Consider the following 15451-nt stretch of genomic DNA (forward strand, 5'->3'; position numbering starts at 1 on the left):
TTCACGTGGCTGAACGGTCGAACGTCAGCCGAGTTCAAGTGACCAAACATCTGAAATACAAGAAGCGCGCCGTGGCGATTCGCCGCGTGCGGCGTCAGGTCACGACAACCACGGTAAGATGCGCACCGGCAGAGGTGGCGGTCACGACGCAGGGCGTGCCGGTGCCGTACCCTCCGATGACCAATGCCGACGGATATGCTGGCGGCGGGGGTAACGTGCTCGCGTTCAGCGGCGGTTACTTCCAGGCGGTGAGCTATGGAACGCCCGGTATGACCTATCCGGGCATTCCGGGAATGCCGGGCACTCCAGGGACGCCCGGCACTCCAGGGACGCCCGGTACCCCCGGGAAACCGCCTGGCACTCCGGGAACGCCTGGCACTCCGGGAACGCCTGGCACTCCGGGAACGCCTGGCACTCCGGGGGGCACCCGGCACCCCGGGAACGCCCGGTACCCCGGGGACCACCCGGCACTCCAGGAACAACCCGGTACTCCGGGGACACCAACCCCAATCCCCGGACCGCCGATGACCTTGCTGTTCGGCATGAGCGTGGCCGCCTTGATATGGCGCGCGAAATGGAAGGGGCGGCGGCAAGGCGGGCTGGCGTGAACGTGTCGTCCAACTCTCAGCACCATCGCAATTAAGATGAAACTTGGCTCAATCCGAGGGCAGATTGAGCATTGTCTTGATTTCAGCGAGTGACGGCGGGCGTGAGGATCTTCGTGCGGGTTCCGCCCCCTCGGCAGCGTCTCCCTAACCCCGCCCCGCCGCCACAGCGGCATCGCTGGCCAGCCTGTCCGCGCGCTCATTGTCGGGATGGCCGGCATGGCCTTTCACCCAGAGCCATTCGATGCGATGCGGCTTGGCGGCGGCGAGCAGGGGCCTGCCACAGATCGGCGTTCTTGACCGGCTGCTTCGCGGCGGTCTTCCAGCCATTCTTCTGCCAGCCTTTGATCCATTTGGTCAGGCCGTCCATCACATAGCGGCTGTCGGTCGACAGGACGACATGGCAGGGGCGCTTCAGCGCGTTCAGTCCCTCGATCGCCGCGGTCAGCTCCATGCGGTTGTTCGTGGTCAGCTTCTCGCCGCCGGCCAGTTCGCGTTCGCTGGTGCCCGAACGGATGATCGCGCCCCAGCCGCCCGGCCCCGGATTGCCCTTGCAGGCGCCGTCAGTGGCGATCTCGACTTTTGTCAGTTCGGTCATGCGATATCCAGCGGGGTGGTGCGCGCGTCATAGGCGTTGAGGCGGCGCAGATAGGCGAGGGGGTCCTTGCGAGGTCACGAGCGCATCGGCGGGGGTGTTGAGCCAGTCCCAGGCGCGTGACAAACAGGAAGCGGATGCAGGCGCCCCTGGCGAGGGGGATCAGGGCCGCGCGCTCATGCTGGTCGAGCGCGACGGATCGCGTGTAGCCTTCGATCAGCGCTCGTCCCACGGCCCAGTCGGCGGTGGTTCCGGTCGCGTCGAACGACCATGCGGTATGCATCACCGCGAGGTCATAGGCGCGGATGTCCGTGCAGGCGAAATAGAAGTCGATCAGGCCGCTCACCGCATCGCCGCGCATCAGCACATTGTCGGGGAAGAGGTCGGCGTGGATCGTACCGGTCGGCAGATGATCGGGCCAGGCGGAGAGAATATCGTCCAGCGCGAAGCCGACCTCGTCGTACAGCCCCGGCGCGATGCCATCGAGGTCGCGGCCGCAGCGGTCGAACAGCGGGCGCCAGCTCTCCACGCCCATCGAGTTCGGCCGAACGAGAGGGAAGTCGGCCAGTGCCTGGTGCATCTGCCCCATCGCGGCGCCGGCGGCGAACGCCTGGGCATTGGTCGGGTGCGAGACCGAGACGCCGGTCAGGAACTCGATCAGGCAGGCGGGCCTGCCTTCGAGCTGCTGGATCACCACGCCGTCGCGGTCGGGCAGGGCGCGCGGCACCGGCAGGCCGTGCGCGCCCAGATGATCGATCATCGAGAAGAAGAAGGGCAAGTCATCGAGATGAACGCGCTTCTCGTAGAGCGTCAGGATGAAGCGGCCCCGAGTCGTGTCGACGAGATAGTTGCTGTTCTCGACGCCCTCGGCGATGCCCTTGGCGGACACCAGTTCGCCATGGTCGAAGCGCGACAGGAAGGCGGCCAGCGCCTCCGCCGAAACCTGGGTATAGACGGCCATGGAGTTTAGGCTGCGACTTCGAGGCCGCGAGGCAGCTTGAAGGAGATCGTCTCGCGGGTCGTCTCGACCTCATATTCGCTGATCTCGAATCGCTCGGCGAGCCTGGTGACGAGCTCGCGCACCAGGACTTCGGGTGCCGAGGCGCCGGCGGTGATGCCAAGCGTGCGGACGCCCTTGAGGAAATCGAAGTTCAGGTCGCTGGCGCGCTGGACGAGCTGCGCCGGCGTGCCTTCGCGCACCGCGACCTCGACCAGCCGGACCGAGTTGGAGGAATTGGGGGCGCCGATCACCAGCATGGCGTCGCACGCGGCGGCGATCTTCTTCACCGCGCCCTGGCGGTTCGACGTGGCGTAGCAGATGTCCTCGCCGCGCGGCGCCTCGATCCCCGGAAAGCGGCGCTGCAGCGCCTCGACGATATCGGCGGTGTCGTCGACGGAGAGGGTGGTCTGGGTAAGGAAGGCAAGGTTTCCGACATCGAGCGGCTCGATCTTGTCCACATCCTCGATCGTCTCGACCAGCGACATGCTGCCCTCCGGCACCTGGCCGAAGGTACCGATCACCTCGGGATGCCCCCCATGCCCGATGAACAGGATATGCCGGCCCGCGGCGACGAGCCGCTCGGCCTGGCGATGGACCTTGGAGACGAGCGGGCAGGTGGCGTCGAGATAGGTGAGGCCGCGCTCGGCCGCCTTGTCCGGCACCGCCTTGGGCACGCCATGCGCCGAAAAGACCACCGGTACGCCGTCCGGCACCTCGTCCAGTTCCTCGACGAACACGGCGCCCTTGATGCGCAGCGCGTCGACGACGAACCGGTTGTGGACGATCTCGTGCCGGACATAGACCGGGGCGCCATATTTCTCGATCGCCAATTCGACGATCTGGATCGCGCGGTCGACACCAGCGCAAAAGCCGCGGGGGGCGGCGATCAGCAGTTCAAGCGGCGGTTTCTGGGCATCGGTCATTACAACACGGCTCTACGCGATTGCTTGCGTGCGCGAAAGCCGGTTCCTATGGTGCGTGTCGTTCCGGGGCCGGGCGCGATGGCGCGAGGCCCCTTCCTGTGTGATAAGGTGCGTGTGCCCGTGACAGCCCGGAAATTAGCCGTTCCTGCCATCCTGATGCTGCTTGGGGGGGGATGCGCCACCACCGGCGACATCGACGAGACCGGCGGCATCTCTGCGATCCGTTCCGCGTGCCCGACGGTGGGCGTTCCCGCCGCGACCGGCGACATCACGCTGTTCGATCCGGCCGGCAGCACCGCATCCTCGGCGATCGACCTGACGGCGGTGATGACCAATGTCCGTTCCACCTGCGCCGACGCGACCGACGACATCGTGACGACCGTCACCTTCGACATCCAGGCCCGCCGCACCCGCACCGATGTGGCGCGCGACGTGAGCCTGCCCTATTTCATCACCGTGGTGCGCGGCGGCACCGCCGTCATCGCCAAGCGCGTCGGCCATGTCTCGGTGCACTTCAACGCCGGGCAGGACCGCGCCGTAGCGAGCGGCCAGGCGTCAAGCACCATCGCGCGCGCCGCCGCGACGCTGTCGGACGAGGTCCGCAAGAAGCTGACCGAGAAGCGCAAGGCGGGCGGCAACGACGCCGCGGTCGATCCGCTGAGTCGCCCGGAAATCCGCCAGGCGGTGGTGCGCGCGACCTTCGAGGCGCTGGTCGGTTTCCAGCTGACCGACGACCAGCTGAAGTACAACGCGACTCGGTGACGGCGGTCCCGGTCTTCGCCCTGCTTACAGGCAGGGCCCGGTACCTTGCGCGCGGCGAGGCAAGCGCGATCGCGAAATCCCCGGTCGCCGGGCCGGTGAAGATCGGTTTCCTGGGACTGGAAGGCGACGAGCAGGCCGATCTGAGCGTGCATGGCGGCCCCGACAAGGCGCTGCATCACTATCCGCATGATCATTATACGCGCTGGGGCGAGGCGAGGGAGAATGAGCCTATACTGGCCGCGCCCGGCGCCTTTGGCGAGAATATCGCGACCCTCGGCCTCACTGAAGACCAGGTCTGCATCGGCGACCGTTTCCGCCTGGGCGGTGCGCTGATCGAGATCAGCCAGGGCCGCCAGCCCTGCTGGAAACAGGGTGAGCGGCTGCAATGGCCGGCGTTGCCCGCGCTGATGGTGAAGGAACGCCGCAGCGGCTGGTACTACCGCGTGATCGAGGAAGGCACGGCCGAGCCGGGCGAGACCCTGGCGATGGTGGCGCGGCCCTTGCCCGACTGGACCGTCCGCCGCGTGTTCGGCCTGCTGATCGCGGGCGACCACCGCAAGGATCCAGGGGCGCTGGCCGAGCTGGCCGATATGGAATTGCTCTATGCCGGCTGGCGTCGCCGTGCCGTCAAATTGATGGCTTGAGCGAATAGCGTCGCCAAGCCCGATTGACTCGCATGCTGCGCCGCGTCACACCGGGCGTGTCGATGGGGGGCAACTTCCATGGGCACGCGCGGGAGAGACCCCGGACGTGGGACCTTGTCAAAGCAACTGCTTGGCGGGACATCCCTGATCCGGGGCGCCGAAGGAGCAACCGCCCCGGAATCTCTCAGGCACACCGGACCGCGCGGGCTATCGACACTCTGGAAAGCGGCTGGCGCGACGTTCGCCCGGCCCACCGAAGGGGTAAGCCATCCTGCGCAGGCGGGGGGTGAAAGCTCTCAGGTTCCCGTGACAGAGGGGGCGGCGAAACCCGGCGCGTCATGCGCTGCGTAACGCCGTGACACCTTATGACGGAGACCGGCATTGAGCGACACCGAAGGCCCCGAAATCGAGATTCAGACGCTGCCGCTCGACGCGTGGCACCGCGCGCGCGACGGCCGCATGGTCGAATTCGCCGGCTATCACATGCCAGTCCAGTATGAAGGCATCATGGCCGAGCATCTGTGGACCCGCGAGTCCGCCGGCCTGTTCGACGTCAGCCATATGGGCCAGTTGCTGTTCACCGGCGAGGGTGCCGACGCTGCGCTGGAGGCACTGCTGCCGGGCGATATCAAGGGCCTCGGCACCGCGAGGATGCGCTATTCGCTGCTGCTGGCGGAGAATGGCGGCATCCTCGACGACCTGATGGTCACGCGGCGCGAGGACGGCATCTACATGGTCGTCAACGGCGCGACCAAATATGACGACATCTCCTATCTCCTCGATCACCTGCCCGAGGACATCACGATCAACATCATGGACGACCAGGCGCTGCTCGCGCTGCAGGGGCCCAAGGCGGTGGATGTGCTGTCGCGGCTGGTGCCCGGCGTCGAGGCCCTGGTGTTCATGATCGCCGGCGCGTTCGAGTGGAACGGCACGCCGCTGTGGATCAGCCGTTCGGGCTATACCGGCGAGGACGGGTTCGAGATTTCGGTGCCGGCCGAGGCGGCGGAAGCGCTCGCCGATGCGCTGACCGCCGAGGCCGAAGTGAAGCCGATCGGGCTGGGCGCGCGGGATTCGCTTCGACTCGAGGCTGGCCTGCCGCTCTACGGCCATGATCTCGATCCCGAAACGACGCCGGTAATGGCCGATCTCGGCTTCGCCCTGTCGAAGCGCCGCCGCGAGGAAGGCAATTTCATGGGCGCCGCGCGCATCCTGCTCGAACGTGAGCAAGGCCCGGTCGTCAAGCGCGTCGGCCTGATTGTAGAAGGGCGCCAGCCGGTGCGCGAGGGCGCGGCGGTGGTCGATACGGACGGGTCCGATGTCGGCAAGGTCACCAGTGGCGGCTTCGCCCCCAGCTTCGGCGCACCGATCGCCATGGCTTATGTGCCTGCCGCGATGGCCGCCATCGGCACCGTCATCCAGATCACGCAACGCGGCAAGGTCCATCAGGCGACCGTCACCGCGATGCCGCTAATTCCCCACCGCTACGTCCGTACAGGAGGCAAGTGAGCATGAGCCGTTATTTCACCGAAGATCATGAATGGGTCGATGTCGACGGCGACGTCGGCACCGTGGGCATCAGCACCTACGCCCAGGAACAGCTTGGCGACATCGTGTTCGTCGACGTCCCCGAGAAGGGCAAGAAGCTGGCCAAGGGCGACGAGGCGGCAGTGGTGGAATCGGTCAAGGCGGCCTCGGACGTTTATTCGCCGGTGTCGGGCAGCGTGATCGAGGGCAATGCCGAACTCGGCGACAACCCCGGCCTCGTCAACGAGGACCCCGAGACGGAAGGCTGGTTCTTCAAGCTGACGCTCAGCGATCCGGAAGAACTGAAGGGCCTGATGGACGAGGCCGCGTACGCCGCTTTCGTCGCCAAGCTTTGAACTGACTTGCTCCCCTCCCGCTCGCGGGAGGGGTTGGGGGTGGGCTTGCGCTCTCCTCCAACGCTTCGCCCGAAATTGATCGGGCGCCCACCCCCGACCCCTCCCGCAGGCGGGAGGGGGGAGATTGCGTGAATGCGTTACCTGCCTCTTACCGACACTGATCGCCAGGCGATGCTCGCCACGATCGGCGCCAAGTCGATCGACGACCTGTTCGTCGATGTTCCCGCGATTGCCCAACTGGATGGCCCGATCCACGGCTTGCCCGGTCATGCCAGCGAACTGGCGGTCGAACGCCATATGTCGGCGCTGGCTCGCAAGAACCTGGCGGCGGGCGATGCGCCCTTCTTTCTCGGTTGCGGCGCCTACAGGCATCATGTGCCGGCAAGCGTCGATCACCTGATCCAGCGCGGCGAGTATCTGACGGCATACACGCCCTATCAGCCCGAGATCGCTCAGGGCACGCTGCAGATGCTGTTCGAGTTCCAGACCCAGGTCGCGCGGCTGCTCGGCACCGACGTGGCCAATGCCTCGATGTATGACGGCTCGACCGCCTGCTGGGAAGCGATCGGCATGGCGCGGCGGGTGACAAAGCGGGCCAAGGCGATCCTGTCGACCGGGTTGCACCCACACTATGTCTCGGTCGCGAAGACCATGGCGAAGTTCACCGGCGACGTGCTTGAGACGGGCACGCCGTCGCTGTCGGCCGGGACCGATATCGGCGCGCTGATTGCCGCGATCGATAACGACACCTCCTGCGTCGTCGTCCAGTATCCCGATATCCTTGGCCGCATCGAGGACCTGTCCGAACTCGCCGCCGCCTGCCACGCGAAGAAAGCGCTGCTGATCGCGGTCGTGACCGAGCCGGTGGCGCTGGGCGCGATCAGGTCGCCGGGCGAGATGGATGCCGATATCGTCGTCGGCGAGGGCCAGTCGATCGGCGTGGGTCTTCAGTTCGGCGGTCCCTATGTCGGGCTGTTCGGCTGCAAGGAAAAATACCTTCGGCAGATGCCCGGCCGGCTCTGCGGCGAGACGCTTGACGCCGATGGGCGCCGCGGCTTCGTGCTGACGCTGTCGACCCGCGAGCAGCATATCCGCCGCGAAAAGGCGACGTCGAACATCTGCACCAATTCCGGCCTGTGCGCGCTCGCCTTTTCGATTCACATGACCCTGCTTGGCGAGGCCGGATTGCGGGCGCTGGCCGAGACCAACCATGCCGGCGCGGTCGTCGCGGCGGAGCGGCTGGCGCAGGTGCCCGGCGTCGAGCTGGTCAACACCGCCTTCTTCAACGAATTCACCCTCAAGCTGCCGGTCGAGGCCCGCCCCGTGGTCCGTACGCTGGCCGATCGTGGCATCCTGGCCGGCGTATCGCTCGGGCGGCTCTATCCCGGCGAGGCGGCGCTTGCGAATGGCCTGGTCGTCGCCGTGACCGAGACGACCACCATGGAGGATGTCGAGACACTTGCCTCCGCGCTTCAGGAGGTGCTGGCATGACGATCAACGCAAGCGGCTGGCGCCCGGAGCGCCCCGAGGCTGGCACCACGACGGCGTCGGCCTTCACCGGCAACACCTTTACCGGAAATAGGGCGCTGATGCTTGAAGAGGCGCTGATCTTCGAGATCGGGTCGACCGAGACCACCGGTGTCGAGGTCGCCGCACCAGCCAGGGTCGCTTCCCGCCTCGGCAGCCTGGACCGGTCCGCGCCGATCGGGCTTCCGGGCCTGTCCGAGCCCGAGGCGGTGCGCCATTACACGCGCCTGTCGCGCCAGAATTATGCGATCGATCTCGGCCTGTTCCCGCTGGGATCGTGCACGATGAAGCACAACCCGCGCCTCAACGAGAAGATGGCGCGGCTGCCCGGTTTCGCCGACATCCACCCGCTTGCGCCGGTCGATACGGTGCAGGGCGCGCTCGAGGTGATCCACCAGCTCGCGCACTGGCTGGTCACGCTCACCGGCATGCATTCGGTGGCGATGAGCCCCAAGGCGGGCGCGCATGGCGAACTGTGCGGCATCCTCGCGATCCGCGCCGCGCTCGAAGCGCGTGGCGAGGGGCACCGCAAGGTGATCCTCGTGCCGGAGAGCGCGCACGGCACCAACCCCGCGACGGCCGCCTTTGCCGGCTATTCGGTCGAGGATATCCCCGCGACGAGCGAAGGCCGGGTCGACCTGGCCGCGCTGACCGCGCGACTCGGGCCTGACGTGGCCGGGGTGATGATCACCAACCCCAATACCTGCGGCCTGTTCGAGCGCGATATGCGCGCGATCTCCGATGCGGTGCATGCGGCGGGTGGTCTCGTCTATTGCGACGGCGCGAACTTCAATGCGATCGTCGGGCGTGTCCGTCCGGGCGATCTCGGCATCGATGCGATGCACATCAACCTGCACAAGACCTTCTCCACCCCGCACGGTGGCGGTGGACCGGGTTCGGGCCCGGTGGTGTTCTCCGAAGCACTGGCGCCATACGCGCCATTGCCCTTCGTCGAACAGACGGCCGACGGTTTCCGCCTCGTCGAGGAAGAGACCGCCGAGGAACATCATGCCGGCAGCTTCGGCCGCATGGTCGCCTTCCAGGGCCAGATGGGCATGTTCACGCGTGCCCTCACCTACATCCTCAGCCATGGCGCTGACGGCCTGCGCCAGGTTGCCGAGGATGCGGTGCTCAACGCCAATTATGTCCTGCGCTCGCTCGACGACACGCTCGATGCGCCGTTCGGCGCGTCGGGGCCGTGCATGCATGAGGCGCTGTTCTCCGATTCGAACCTGGCGGAGGGTTTCTCGACGATCGATGTCGCCAAGGGGCTGATCGACGAGGGCTATCATCCGATGACGATGTATTTCCCGCTCGTCGTACACGGCGCGATGCTGGTCGAGCCGACCGAGACGGAAAGCAAGGCGGCGCTCGACCAGTTCATCGGCGCGCTGCGCTCGGTGGCGGAGCGGGCCAAGGCGGGTGACGTCGCACTGAAATCCGCGCCGCATTTCGCGCCGCGCAGCCGGCTCGACGAAACGCTGGCCGCACGTAAGCCGGTGCTGGTGTGGAAGGATCCGGCGGTCCCGCTGGCAGCGGAATAAGGGAAGGGCGGCCGGGGCCGGGCAGGTGCAATGCGCTCTGGCCCGGCCGGTTCCTTGCCGGTATGAACGAGTCGAGCGGCACGCGATCACGAACCCGCCATCGTGGCGGCGCGTTGGTGCGGGTCGCTGACGCGACGCGACAGGGATCAATCGGGGGATAGAAGCCGATGCAGGTTCATACCGGTCAGCCGCAGGGCTGGCTCCAATATGCGATCCCGACCGCGATCTTTCTTCTTGTCTTCGCCCTTCGCGCGCGACGCCTGACTCAGCTTCGGCCGCTTCGGATCGAGCGGCTCTGGATATTCCCCACGATCTACCTGCTCGTCTGCGCCTGGATGCTGGTGCAGTTCCCGCCGACACCCGCCGGATGGGGACTGTGCGCGCTCGGACTGGCGGTTGGCGCCGCGCTCGGGTGGCAGCGCGGCAAGACGATGCAGATCACGGTGGATCCCGAGACGCATCAGTTGAACCAGAAGGCATCGCTGGCCGGAATCGCCTTCCTTTTTGCGATCGTGGGCCTGCGTGTTGCGGCCCGGGCCGGAAGCAGTGCGCTGCACCTGAACGTCGCGATGCTGACTGATATCCTCGTGGTCCTCGCGCTCGGCCTGTTCGCGGTCCAGCGGGTGGAGATGTATCTGCGCGCGAAGCGTCTGCTTGACGGGGCGCGTGCGGCGAGGGCCTAGAACCAGCGGGGAACGCTCTTCTTGTAGGCGGCATAGTCCTCGCCGAACTTGCCCAGCAGATAGCGTTCCTCCCGCGCGATCACCTGGATGCGGATGATGAGGATCACCAACGGTAGCAGCAGGAGCGCGGTGAAGCTGTTGAAGACGATGGCAAGGCCGGCATGGATCGATGCCATGCCGAGATACATCGGGTTGCGCGTGAAGCGATAGATTCCGGTCGTCACCAGGCTGCTCGAAGAACGCCAGGGCTTCGGGTCGGTGTGGGCGCGGCGGAACCGTTCAGTGCCCGAAAGAATCACCAGTGCGCCCAGGACAACGAACACCCCGCCCGTCACGATGGAAATCATGCCGACCGGACCCAGTCTGCCCGTAAACCCAGTCCAGGCGAAGCCGATCAGCAACGTGCCGAGATAGATCAAGGGCGGCGGAAAGCCGACCTTCGCGCTGTCCTGATCAACTTGCATTGCCCACTCCCGGTCGTGCCCGGCCATCATGCAGGGACGGGCGGGGAAGGCAAGGCTAGACGATCGCCTGCTCGGTCTCCGTGCGCCGCCGGACATGCTCGCGCCACACGATGTACAGGCCGCTGCCGATGACGATCGGCGCACCGATCCAGGTCGGGAGGCCGGGCAGGGCGCCGAACAGCAGCCAGCCATAGAGCGTTGCCCAGAGCAGCGAGGAATAGTCCATCGGCACCACGATCGAGACCGGCCCGAGCTTGAGCGCCGAGGTCAGCGCGATCTGCCCGAGATTGCCGGCCACGCCGATGCTGATCAACAGCAGCCAGACATGGAGCGAATGGGACTGGTGATCGAAGGCGTAAACGACGGCGAGGGGCACCGTTGAGAGTGTCGCGAACCAGAAGACGGTGGTGTACGGACTTTCGGTCCGTCCGATCCGGCGTAGCTGGATCGAGACGACGGCGGTAAGGAAGCCGGCGGCCAGCCCGGCGACCGTACCCCATAAAGCGAAATGTCCGCTGCCCGGACGGGCGACGATCAGCACGCCGATGAAACCCGCCACGACGGCGAGCCAGCGGTGCCAGCCGGTCGGCTCGCCCAGCACCAGCGCGCCCAGGATCGTGGCGAAGATCGGCACGGTGAACTGAAGCGTGGTCGATTCGGCGAGCGGGAGCAGCGTCACCGCGCTGAACAGGCAGGTCATGCTGGTCAGCCCGACCACGGCGCGCATGACATGGGCGTGGAGCTGGCCGGTACGGATCGTGGCCAGGCCGGGGCCAATGGCGATCACCGTCGCCACCAGCGGAACGCCCACCGCCTGACGAAAGAACAGAATCTCCGCCAGATGCGCGCCGCCCATCTCGGCCAGCTTGATCAGCGCCGCCATGGTGGCGAGACACACGACCGACACGAGGCGCAGGGCGATGGCGGGGAAGATGCGGTCTGCGCTCATCATTCCCGTCGTTTCGACATCCCTCTCGCCGCAATGTGCATGAGCGAGTCCATGCGGGACCATGTGCGGAGGAACAAGTCCGGACTGCGCGGGTATCCGGCGGCCGCGTGGACATGTGTCGTGCGGTGATGCCACCCCTCGCCCAGCATGACAGGAAGCGAACACCCGGCTTAACCTTTGTTAACTTGCTCGCGGTTCCGGGGAGCCTAGGAATCGGTCCGGGAGACAGGTGAGATATGAAGTCAACTGGAAGCGATCGACCGGACGGGTTGCAAGATGATCGCAAGATGCCACCAGCATTACTTTCTCAGCGATCCAACTCGTTCGGCTTCGAGCAGCTGCATTTTTTGTTCAAGGCCTTGGGTGGTGGATTGTGGGACTATGACATCGATACGGATACCCTCATCTGCAACGACCGGTGGTATGAAATACTTGGGCTCGACCCACGCGATGTCGACATTGGTTCGATCCCCGATTTCAAACCCCATATCCATCCCGACGACGTGGTGGTCGCGACCGAAGTCGATCCTGAAATCGTTGCAATGCTGATCACAAACGACGAACCCTATCATGTCGAGTTTCGGATCGTTCGGCCCGGTGGCGAAATCCGGTGGCTCAGATCGGTGGCGAGCGTCATCCGCGATGACGATACGCAGCATCTGCGCGCGGTGGGATGCATCACCGACATAACCGAATTCCGGGCCGGTGACCGCGCAGCGCCGATTTTCGGCGTGGAAGTGTCATCCGATCTGACCGACCCGGTGGATTCGCCGGAAAGGGTGGCTGAAGATATCCATGCGGATGCGGAAGAAGGCGAAGGCTCCCTGAGCGAGCGGGAGCGGGAGTGTCTTTTGTGGGTGAGTGTTGGCAAGACGGCGCAGGAGACAGCGACCATCATCGGGCGAAGCCGCCGCACCGTGGAATTCCACCTGAACAACGCAGTCCGCAAGCTCCAGGCTTCGAACAAGGTACATGCCACCGCCATCGCCATCCGCAGGGGGCTGCTGTAACCGCGCCGTCAAAGACAGAGGGCCCGGTAATTTTACGAGTTACGGGTGTCCGTCGAACGACATAACCAGGGGTACCGGCTCAGAAAGTATGCACCATGATGAGACTGCATTGCCCCCCGGAAGCCTGCCGCGAAGCCGATGAGCTGGTGGCGGAACATGGCCATCGCGCCACGCAGATTCTGGTCGATCGCGCGATTGCGCTGATCAGGGGTGGCGGGTCCGAAGAGGAATTGCGCGAGATGGAGATACTGATCTCCGCGGCAACCTCGCGACTGAATGCGCTCACGATCCATCATGATGAAACACGGTCCGGCGTCGACGGGGCGGCGCCCTCGCTGGCGAAGCTCGAGGAGTTGATCACCCAGGCCTTGTGCATGGCGGATTCGCTTGGCCAGAGCATGGCGGCAATCGCCCTCAACGAAGCGCTCATCCGCGTCTCGGGAATGGGCATGGCACCGCCGTTCAAGGGCGGATGAACTGGCGCGGGTGAGGTGGGCCGCCGCAAGACGGCACGCTACAGCAAGTCCGGGGTGACGAACTGGTCCCGAGCCGCTATCCGCCCGTCCATGATCAAGCACGCTCTCCCCGTCACCCGCGAGGCCGATTTCTCGGCCTGGTACCAGTCAGTCATTTCGGAAGCCGATCTTGCCGAGGAATCCGGCGTGCGCGGTTGCATGGTCATCCGGCCATGGGGCTATGGCATCTGGGAGCGCATCCAGCGTCTGCTCGACGACCGGATCAAGGCGACCGGCCATGAGAATTGCTATTTCCCGCTCTTCATCCCGCTCTCCTATTTCGAGAAGGAAGCAGAGCATGTCGAAGGCTTTGCCAAGGAGATGGCGGTCGTCACGCATCACCGGCTGGTGAGCGACGGCAAGGGCGGGCTGATGCCCGATCCGACCGCGAAGCTCGAGGAGCCGCTGGTCGTGCGCCCCACTTCGGAGACGGTGATCGGCACCGCCTTTGCCCGCTGGGTGCAGTCGTGGCGTGACCTGCCGGTGCTGATCAACCAGTGGGCGAACGTGGTCCGGTGGGAGATGCGCACGCGCATGTTTTTGCGCACCAGCGAGTTCCTCTGGCAGGAAGGGCATACCGCCCATGCCTCCGTCGAAGAGGCGCGCGAAGAGACGCTGAAGATGCTCGAAGTCTATCGCAGCTTCGCCGAGGATTGCCTCGCGCTGCCCGTCGTCGCGGGCGAGAAGCCGGAGAATGAGCGCTTCCCGGGCGCCGTCGCGACCTATTCGATCGAGGCGATGATGCAGGACGGCAAGGCGCTCCAGGCGGGCACCAGCCATTTCCTCGGCACCAATTTCGCCAGCGCGCAGAATATCCGTTTCCAGAACGCGGCGGGGGAGCTTGAACTCGCCAACACGACGAGCTGGGGCGTTTCCACCCGGATGATCGGCGGCGTCATCATGGTGCATGGCGATGACGACGGCCTGCGCGTGCCGCCCCGGATCGCGCCGTGGCAGATCGTGATCGTGCCGATGCTGCGCGACACGGAAGAGGACGCGGCGATCGTCGATTACTGCAAAGCGCTACAGGCAGAGCTGGCGACGCAGTCCGCGTTCGGCGAGCCGGTGCGGGCATTGCTCGATCTCAAGCCGGCCAAGGCAGCGACCAAGCGCTGGGGCTGGGTGAAGAAGGGCGCACCGATCGTGATCGAGGTCGGCGGCCGCGACGTGGCGGGCGGGAATGTGTCGGTGATCCGCCGCGACCGGCTCTATCGCGAGGACGGCAAGCTCGACAGCAAGGTGGTGCCGCAAGGCGATTTCGTTGGTGGGGCGGTTGCCACGCTGGAAAGCATCCAGACCGGCCTGCACGCCGAGGCCCGTGCGCGGCTCGAGGCGAACATCGCCCGTGACGTAACCGATTTTGCCGGGCTCGAGCGCGTGTTCGCCGAGAGCGTGAAGAACCCCGGCTGGGCTGAAGTGCAATGGTCGAAGCCGACCGGTGCGGCGCTCGACAAGGTCGTGGAGCGGCTGAAGGCGCTGAAGCTGACGATCCGCAATGCGGCAATGGATGCCGCCGCGGCGGACGGCGCTTGCGTGTTCACGGGCGAGCCGGCGGTGGAACGGGTCTTGGTGGGGCGGTCCTACTAGGGCCCATTTTCTCCTTTCGTCTCGCCGGCACGCCGCAGTGCGGCGGGTGATGGTGGATCAGTCATGGGAAAGAGCGGGCCGGGTGACGTTTGCGCGCCATCCTGCCTTGCCTTTGCATGCCTGGTGATGCGGTTGAATCGATCGGTGGCCGAAGCGGGTTGGGGGCGCTTCGATTTATGCGACTTATCGGGAATCCATGGTGTGGCCGACGGCGCGAACCAATCGGTGCGATAGTCATCGTGCCGACTGTTGGAGCCATGGCGCAGTATCGCGGATGAACGGGTGTTGGAGGCAGCGCTAGGGCGTTCGCTTTCGTCAAATAACCGGTGATTTATGCGAGGCACTTGGGAGTGGCGCGAAATCGAGCGGTTCTTGAGGGCTGTGAAGGAATTATTACACGTTGCGGATTTGGGCTTGCGTGGGGACTGGGAATGCAGGGTCAAGGCGGGTGTGGCGTATTGCAGAACTATTGTCATTTTACTCGCTGAATTTTGCAAGGGGTATCGGTTTTTCATCGCGCTTTTCTTTGTACTGGAATCGGATACTTGGCAGCTTGCTCCGGAACTGGCCGGTCCAGGTGGTGTGGGAGATACCAGCATGAAGGGGCGGGGGCTTGAATCGGCCGATCGCGATGTCGATAGTTGGGCGTTTGCCGACAGGCCGCTCTTTATGAGTCTACGACCTGGTTCGACGGCGTCGCGCGCTTCTCAATGAGCCGCCCATGTTCAGGTTGCGCGCGGGCAAGGTTGGCCGCAATATC

Annotated in this window: 14 protein-coding genes, 2 pseudogenes and 1 riboswitch; of the genes and pseudogenes, 11 read left to right on the plus strand and 5 right to left on the minus strand. The window is 65.4% G+C overall.

Annotation, left to right across the window (positions count from 1 at the left end; translation table 11 throughout):
• Positions 1–752: 752 nt before the first annotated feature.
• From rnhA to ispH, 3 genes and pseudogenes are all read right to left on the minus strand, one after another.
• Positions 753–1203 (minus strand): annotated as a pseudogene (gene rnhA, locus P0Y59_03010) (ribonuclease HI).
• Positions 1200–2161 (minus strand): annotated as a pseudogene (gene thrB / locus P0Y59_03015) (homoserine kinase). The pseudogenes rnhA and thrB overlap by 4 nt, the downstream one beginning before the upstream one ends.
• A gap of 5 nt (positions 2162–2166) precedes the next feature.
• Positions 2167–3123 carry a 4-hydroxy-3-methylbut-2-enyl diphosphate reductase gene (gene ispH / locus P0Y59_03020; protein ID WEK00680.1) on the minus strand — a complete coding sequence of 319 codons (957 nt, stop codon included), beginning with the start codon at positions 3121–3123 and terminating at the stop codon, positions 2167–2169.
• Between the two features lie 156 nt (positions 3124–3279).
• On the opposite strand from ispH, the gene P0Y59_03025 reads away from it, so the two are divergent.
• The 7 genes from P0Y59_03025 (at position 3280) to P0Y59_03055 (ending at position 10166) form a co-directional block, all read left to right on the plus strand.
• Positions 3280–3885, plus strand: coding sequence for a hypothetical protein (locus P0Y59_03025; GenBank protein WEK00681.1), 606 nt, complete (start codon positions 3280–3282; stop codon positions 3883–3885).
• Positions 3882–4529 carry an MOSC domain-containing protein gene (locus P0Y59_03030; protein WEK00682.1) on the plus strand — a complete coding sequence of 216 codons (648 nt, stop codon included), beginning with the start codon at positions 3882–3884 and terminating at the stop codon, positions 4527–4529. The genes P0Y59_03025 and P0Y59_03030 overlap by 4 nt, the downstream gene beginning before the upstream one ends.
• A gap of 79 nt (positions 4530–4608) precedes the next feature.
• Positions 4609–4740, plus strand: a riboswitch (glycine riboswitch).
• A 170-nt stretch (positions 4741–4910) separates the two neighbouring features.
• The gene (gene gcvT, locus P0Y59_03035; protein ID WEK00683.1) at positions 4911–6038 is read left to right on the plus strand and encodes a glycine cleavage system aminomethyltransferase GcvT; all 1128 of its coding nucleotides are present in this window, start codon (positions 4911–4913) and stop codon (positions 6036–6038) included.
• A gap of 2 nt (positions 6039–6040) precedes the next feature.
• Positions 6041–6412 (plus strand): glycine cleavage system protein GcvH, encoded by a 372-nt coding sequence (gene gcvH, locus P0Y59_03040; protein WEK00684.1) that lies wholly within the window; start codon positions 6041–6043, stop codon positions 6410–6412.
• Positions 6413–6544: 132 nt separating this feature from the next.
• Positions 6545–7903 carry an aminomethyl-transferring glycine dehydrogenase subunit GcvPA gene (gcvPA, locus tag P0Y59_03045; protein ID WEK00685.1) on the plus strand — a complete coding sequence of 453 codons (1359 nt, stop codon included), beginning with the start codon at positions 6545–6547 and terminating at the stop codon, positions 7901–7903.
• Positions 7900–9483 carry an aminomethyl-transferring glycine dehydrogenase subunit GcvPB gene (gcvPB, locus tag P0Y59_03050; GenBank protein ID WEK00686.1) on the plus strand — a complete coding sequence of 528 codons (1584 nt, stop codon included), beginning with the start codon at positions 7900–7902 and terminating at the stop codon, positions 9481–9483. The genes gcvPA and gcvPB overlap by 4 nt, the downstream gene beginning before the upstream one ends.
• Positions 9484–9650: 167 nt before the next feature.
• Complete coding sequence (locus P0Y59_03055) at positions 9651–10166, plus strand: DUF1453 family protein (protein ID WEK00687.1); 516 nt, start codon at positions 9651–9653, stop codon at positions 10164–10166.
• On the opposite strand, the gene P0Y59_03060 is transcribed toward P0Y59_03055, so the two are convergent.
• Both P0Y59_03060 and P0Y59_03065 read right to left on the minus strand, forming a co-directional pair.
• Positions 10163–10630, minus strand: a complete 468-nt coding sequence (locus P0Y59_03060) for an isoprenylcysteine carboxylmethyltransferase family protein (protein ID WEK00688.1) — start codon at positions 10628–10630, stop codon at positions 10163–10165. The genes P0Y59_03055 and P0Y59_03060 overlap by 4 nt on opposite strands.
• A gap of 55 nt (positions 10631–10685) precedes the next feature.
• A complete protein-coding gene (locus P0Y59_03065) occupies positions 10686–11582 on the minus strand; it encodes a DMT family transporter (protein WEK00689.1) in 897 nt (298 codons plus the stop codon).
• A gap of 233 nt (positions 11583–11815) precedes the next feature.
• Between P0Y59_03065 and P0Y59_03070 the strand changes: the two genes are divergently transcribed.
• The 4 genes from P0Y59_03070 to P0Y59_03085 all read left to right on the plus strand — a co-directional run bounded on the left by P0Y59_03070 (position 11816) and on the right by P0Y59_03085 (position 15405).
• Positions 11816–12589 carry a PAS domain-containing protein gene (locus tag P0Y59_03070; GenBank protein ID WEK00690.1) on the plus strand — a complete coding sequence of 258 codons (774 nt, stop codon included), beginning with the start codon at positions 11816–11818 and terminating at the stop codon, positions 12587–12589.
• Between the two features lie 98 nt (positions 12590–12687).
• Positions 12688–13065: a hypothetical protein gene (locus P0Y59_03075; protein WEK00691.1), complete on the plus strand. Its 378-nt coding sequence runs from the start codon at positions 12688–12690 to the stop codon at positions 13063–13065.
• A gap of 90 nt (positions 13066–13155) precedes the next feature.
• A complete protein-coding gene (locus P0Y59_03080; protein WEK00692.1) occupies positions 13156–14691 on the plus strand; it encodes a His/Gly/Thr/Pro-type tRNA ligase C-terminal domain-containing protein in 1536 nt (511 codons plus the stop codon).
• 372 nt (positions 14692–15063) lie between these two features.
• Positions 15064–15405: a hypothetical protein gene (locus P0Y59_03085; protein WEK00693.1), complete on the plus strand. Its 342-nt coding sequence runs from the start codon at positions 15064–15066 to the stop codon at positions 15403–15405.
• The last annotated feature ends 46 nt before the right edge of the window (positions 15406–15451 follow it).

This window comes from Candidatus Sphingomonas phytovorans, from assembly GCA_029202385.1.
GTDB lineage: Bacteria > Pseudomonadota > Alphaproteobacteria > Sphingomonadales > Sphingomonadaceae > Sphingomonas > Sphingomonas phytovorans.

What these genes read in the sequence shown, in the direction of transcription:
- ispH (WEK00680.1), bottom strand. Translation starts at nt 3,123, where the DNA reads ATGACCGATGCCCAGAAACCGCCGCTTGAACTGCTGATCGCCGCCCCC.
- P0Y59_03025 (WEK00681.1), top strand. Translation starts at nt 3,280, where the DNA reads ATGCTGCTTGGGGGGGGATGCGCCACCACCGGCGACATCGACGAGACC.
- gcvH (WEK00684.1), top strand. Translation starts at nt 6,041, where the DNA reads ATGAGCCGTTATTTCACCGAAGATCATGAATGGGTCGATGTCGACGGC.
- gcvPA (WEK00685.1), top strand. Translation starts at nt 6,545, where the DNA reads ATGCGTTACCTGCCTCTTACCGACACTGATCGCCAGGCGATGCTCGCC.
- gcvPB (WEK00686.1), top strand. Translation starts at nt 7,900, where the DNA reads ATGACGATCAACGCAAGCGGCTGGCGCCCGGAGCGCCCCGAGGCTGGC.
- P0Y59_03055 (WEK00687.1), top strand. Translation starts at nt 9,651, where the DNA reads ATGCAGGTTCATACCGGTCAGCCGCAGGGCTGGCTCCAATATGCGATC.
- P0Y59_03060 (WEK00688.1), bottom strand. Translation starts at nt 10,630, where the DNA reads ATGCAAGTTGATCAGGACAGCGCGAAGGTCGGCTTTCCGCCGCCCTTG.
- P0Y59_03065 (WEK00689.1), bottom strand. Translation starts at nt 11,582, where the DNA reads ATGATGAGCGCAGACCGCATCTTCCCCGCCATCGCCCTGCGCCTCGTG.
- P0Y59_03070 (WEK00690.1), top strand. Translation starts at nt 11,816, where the DNA reads ATGAAGTCAACTGGAAGCGATCGACCGGACGGGTTGCAAGATGATCGC.
- P0Y59_03075 (WEK00691.1), top strand. Translation starts at nt 12,688, where the DNA reads ATGAGACTGCATTGCCCCCCGGAAGCCTGCCGCGAAGCCGATGAGCTG.
- P0Y59_03080 (WEK00692.1), top strand. Translation starts at nt 13,156, where the DNA reads ATGATCAAGCACGCTCTCCCCGTCACCCGCGAGGCCGATTTCTCGGCC.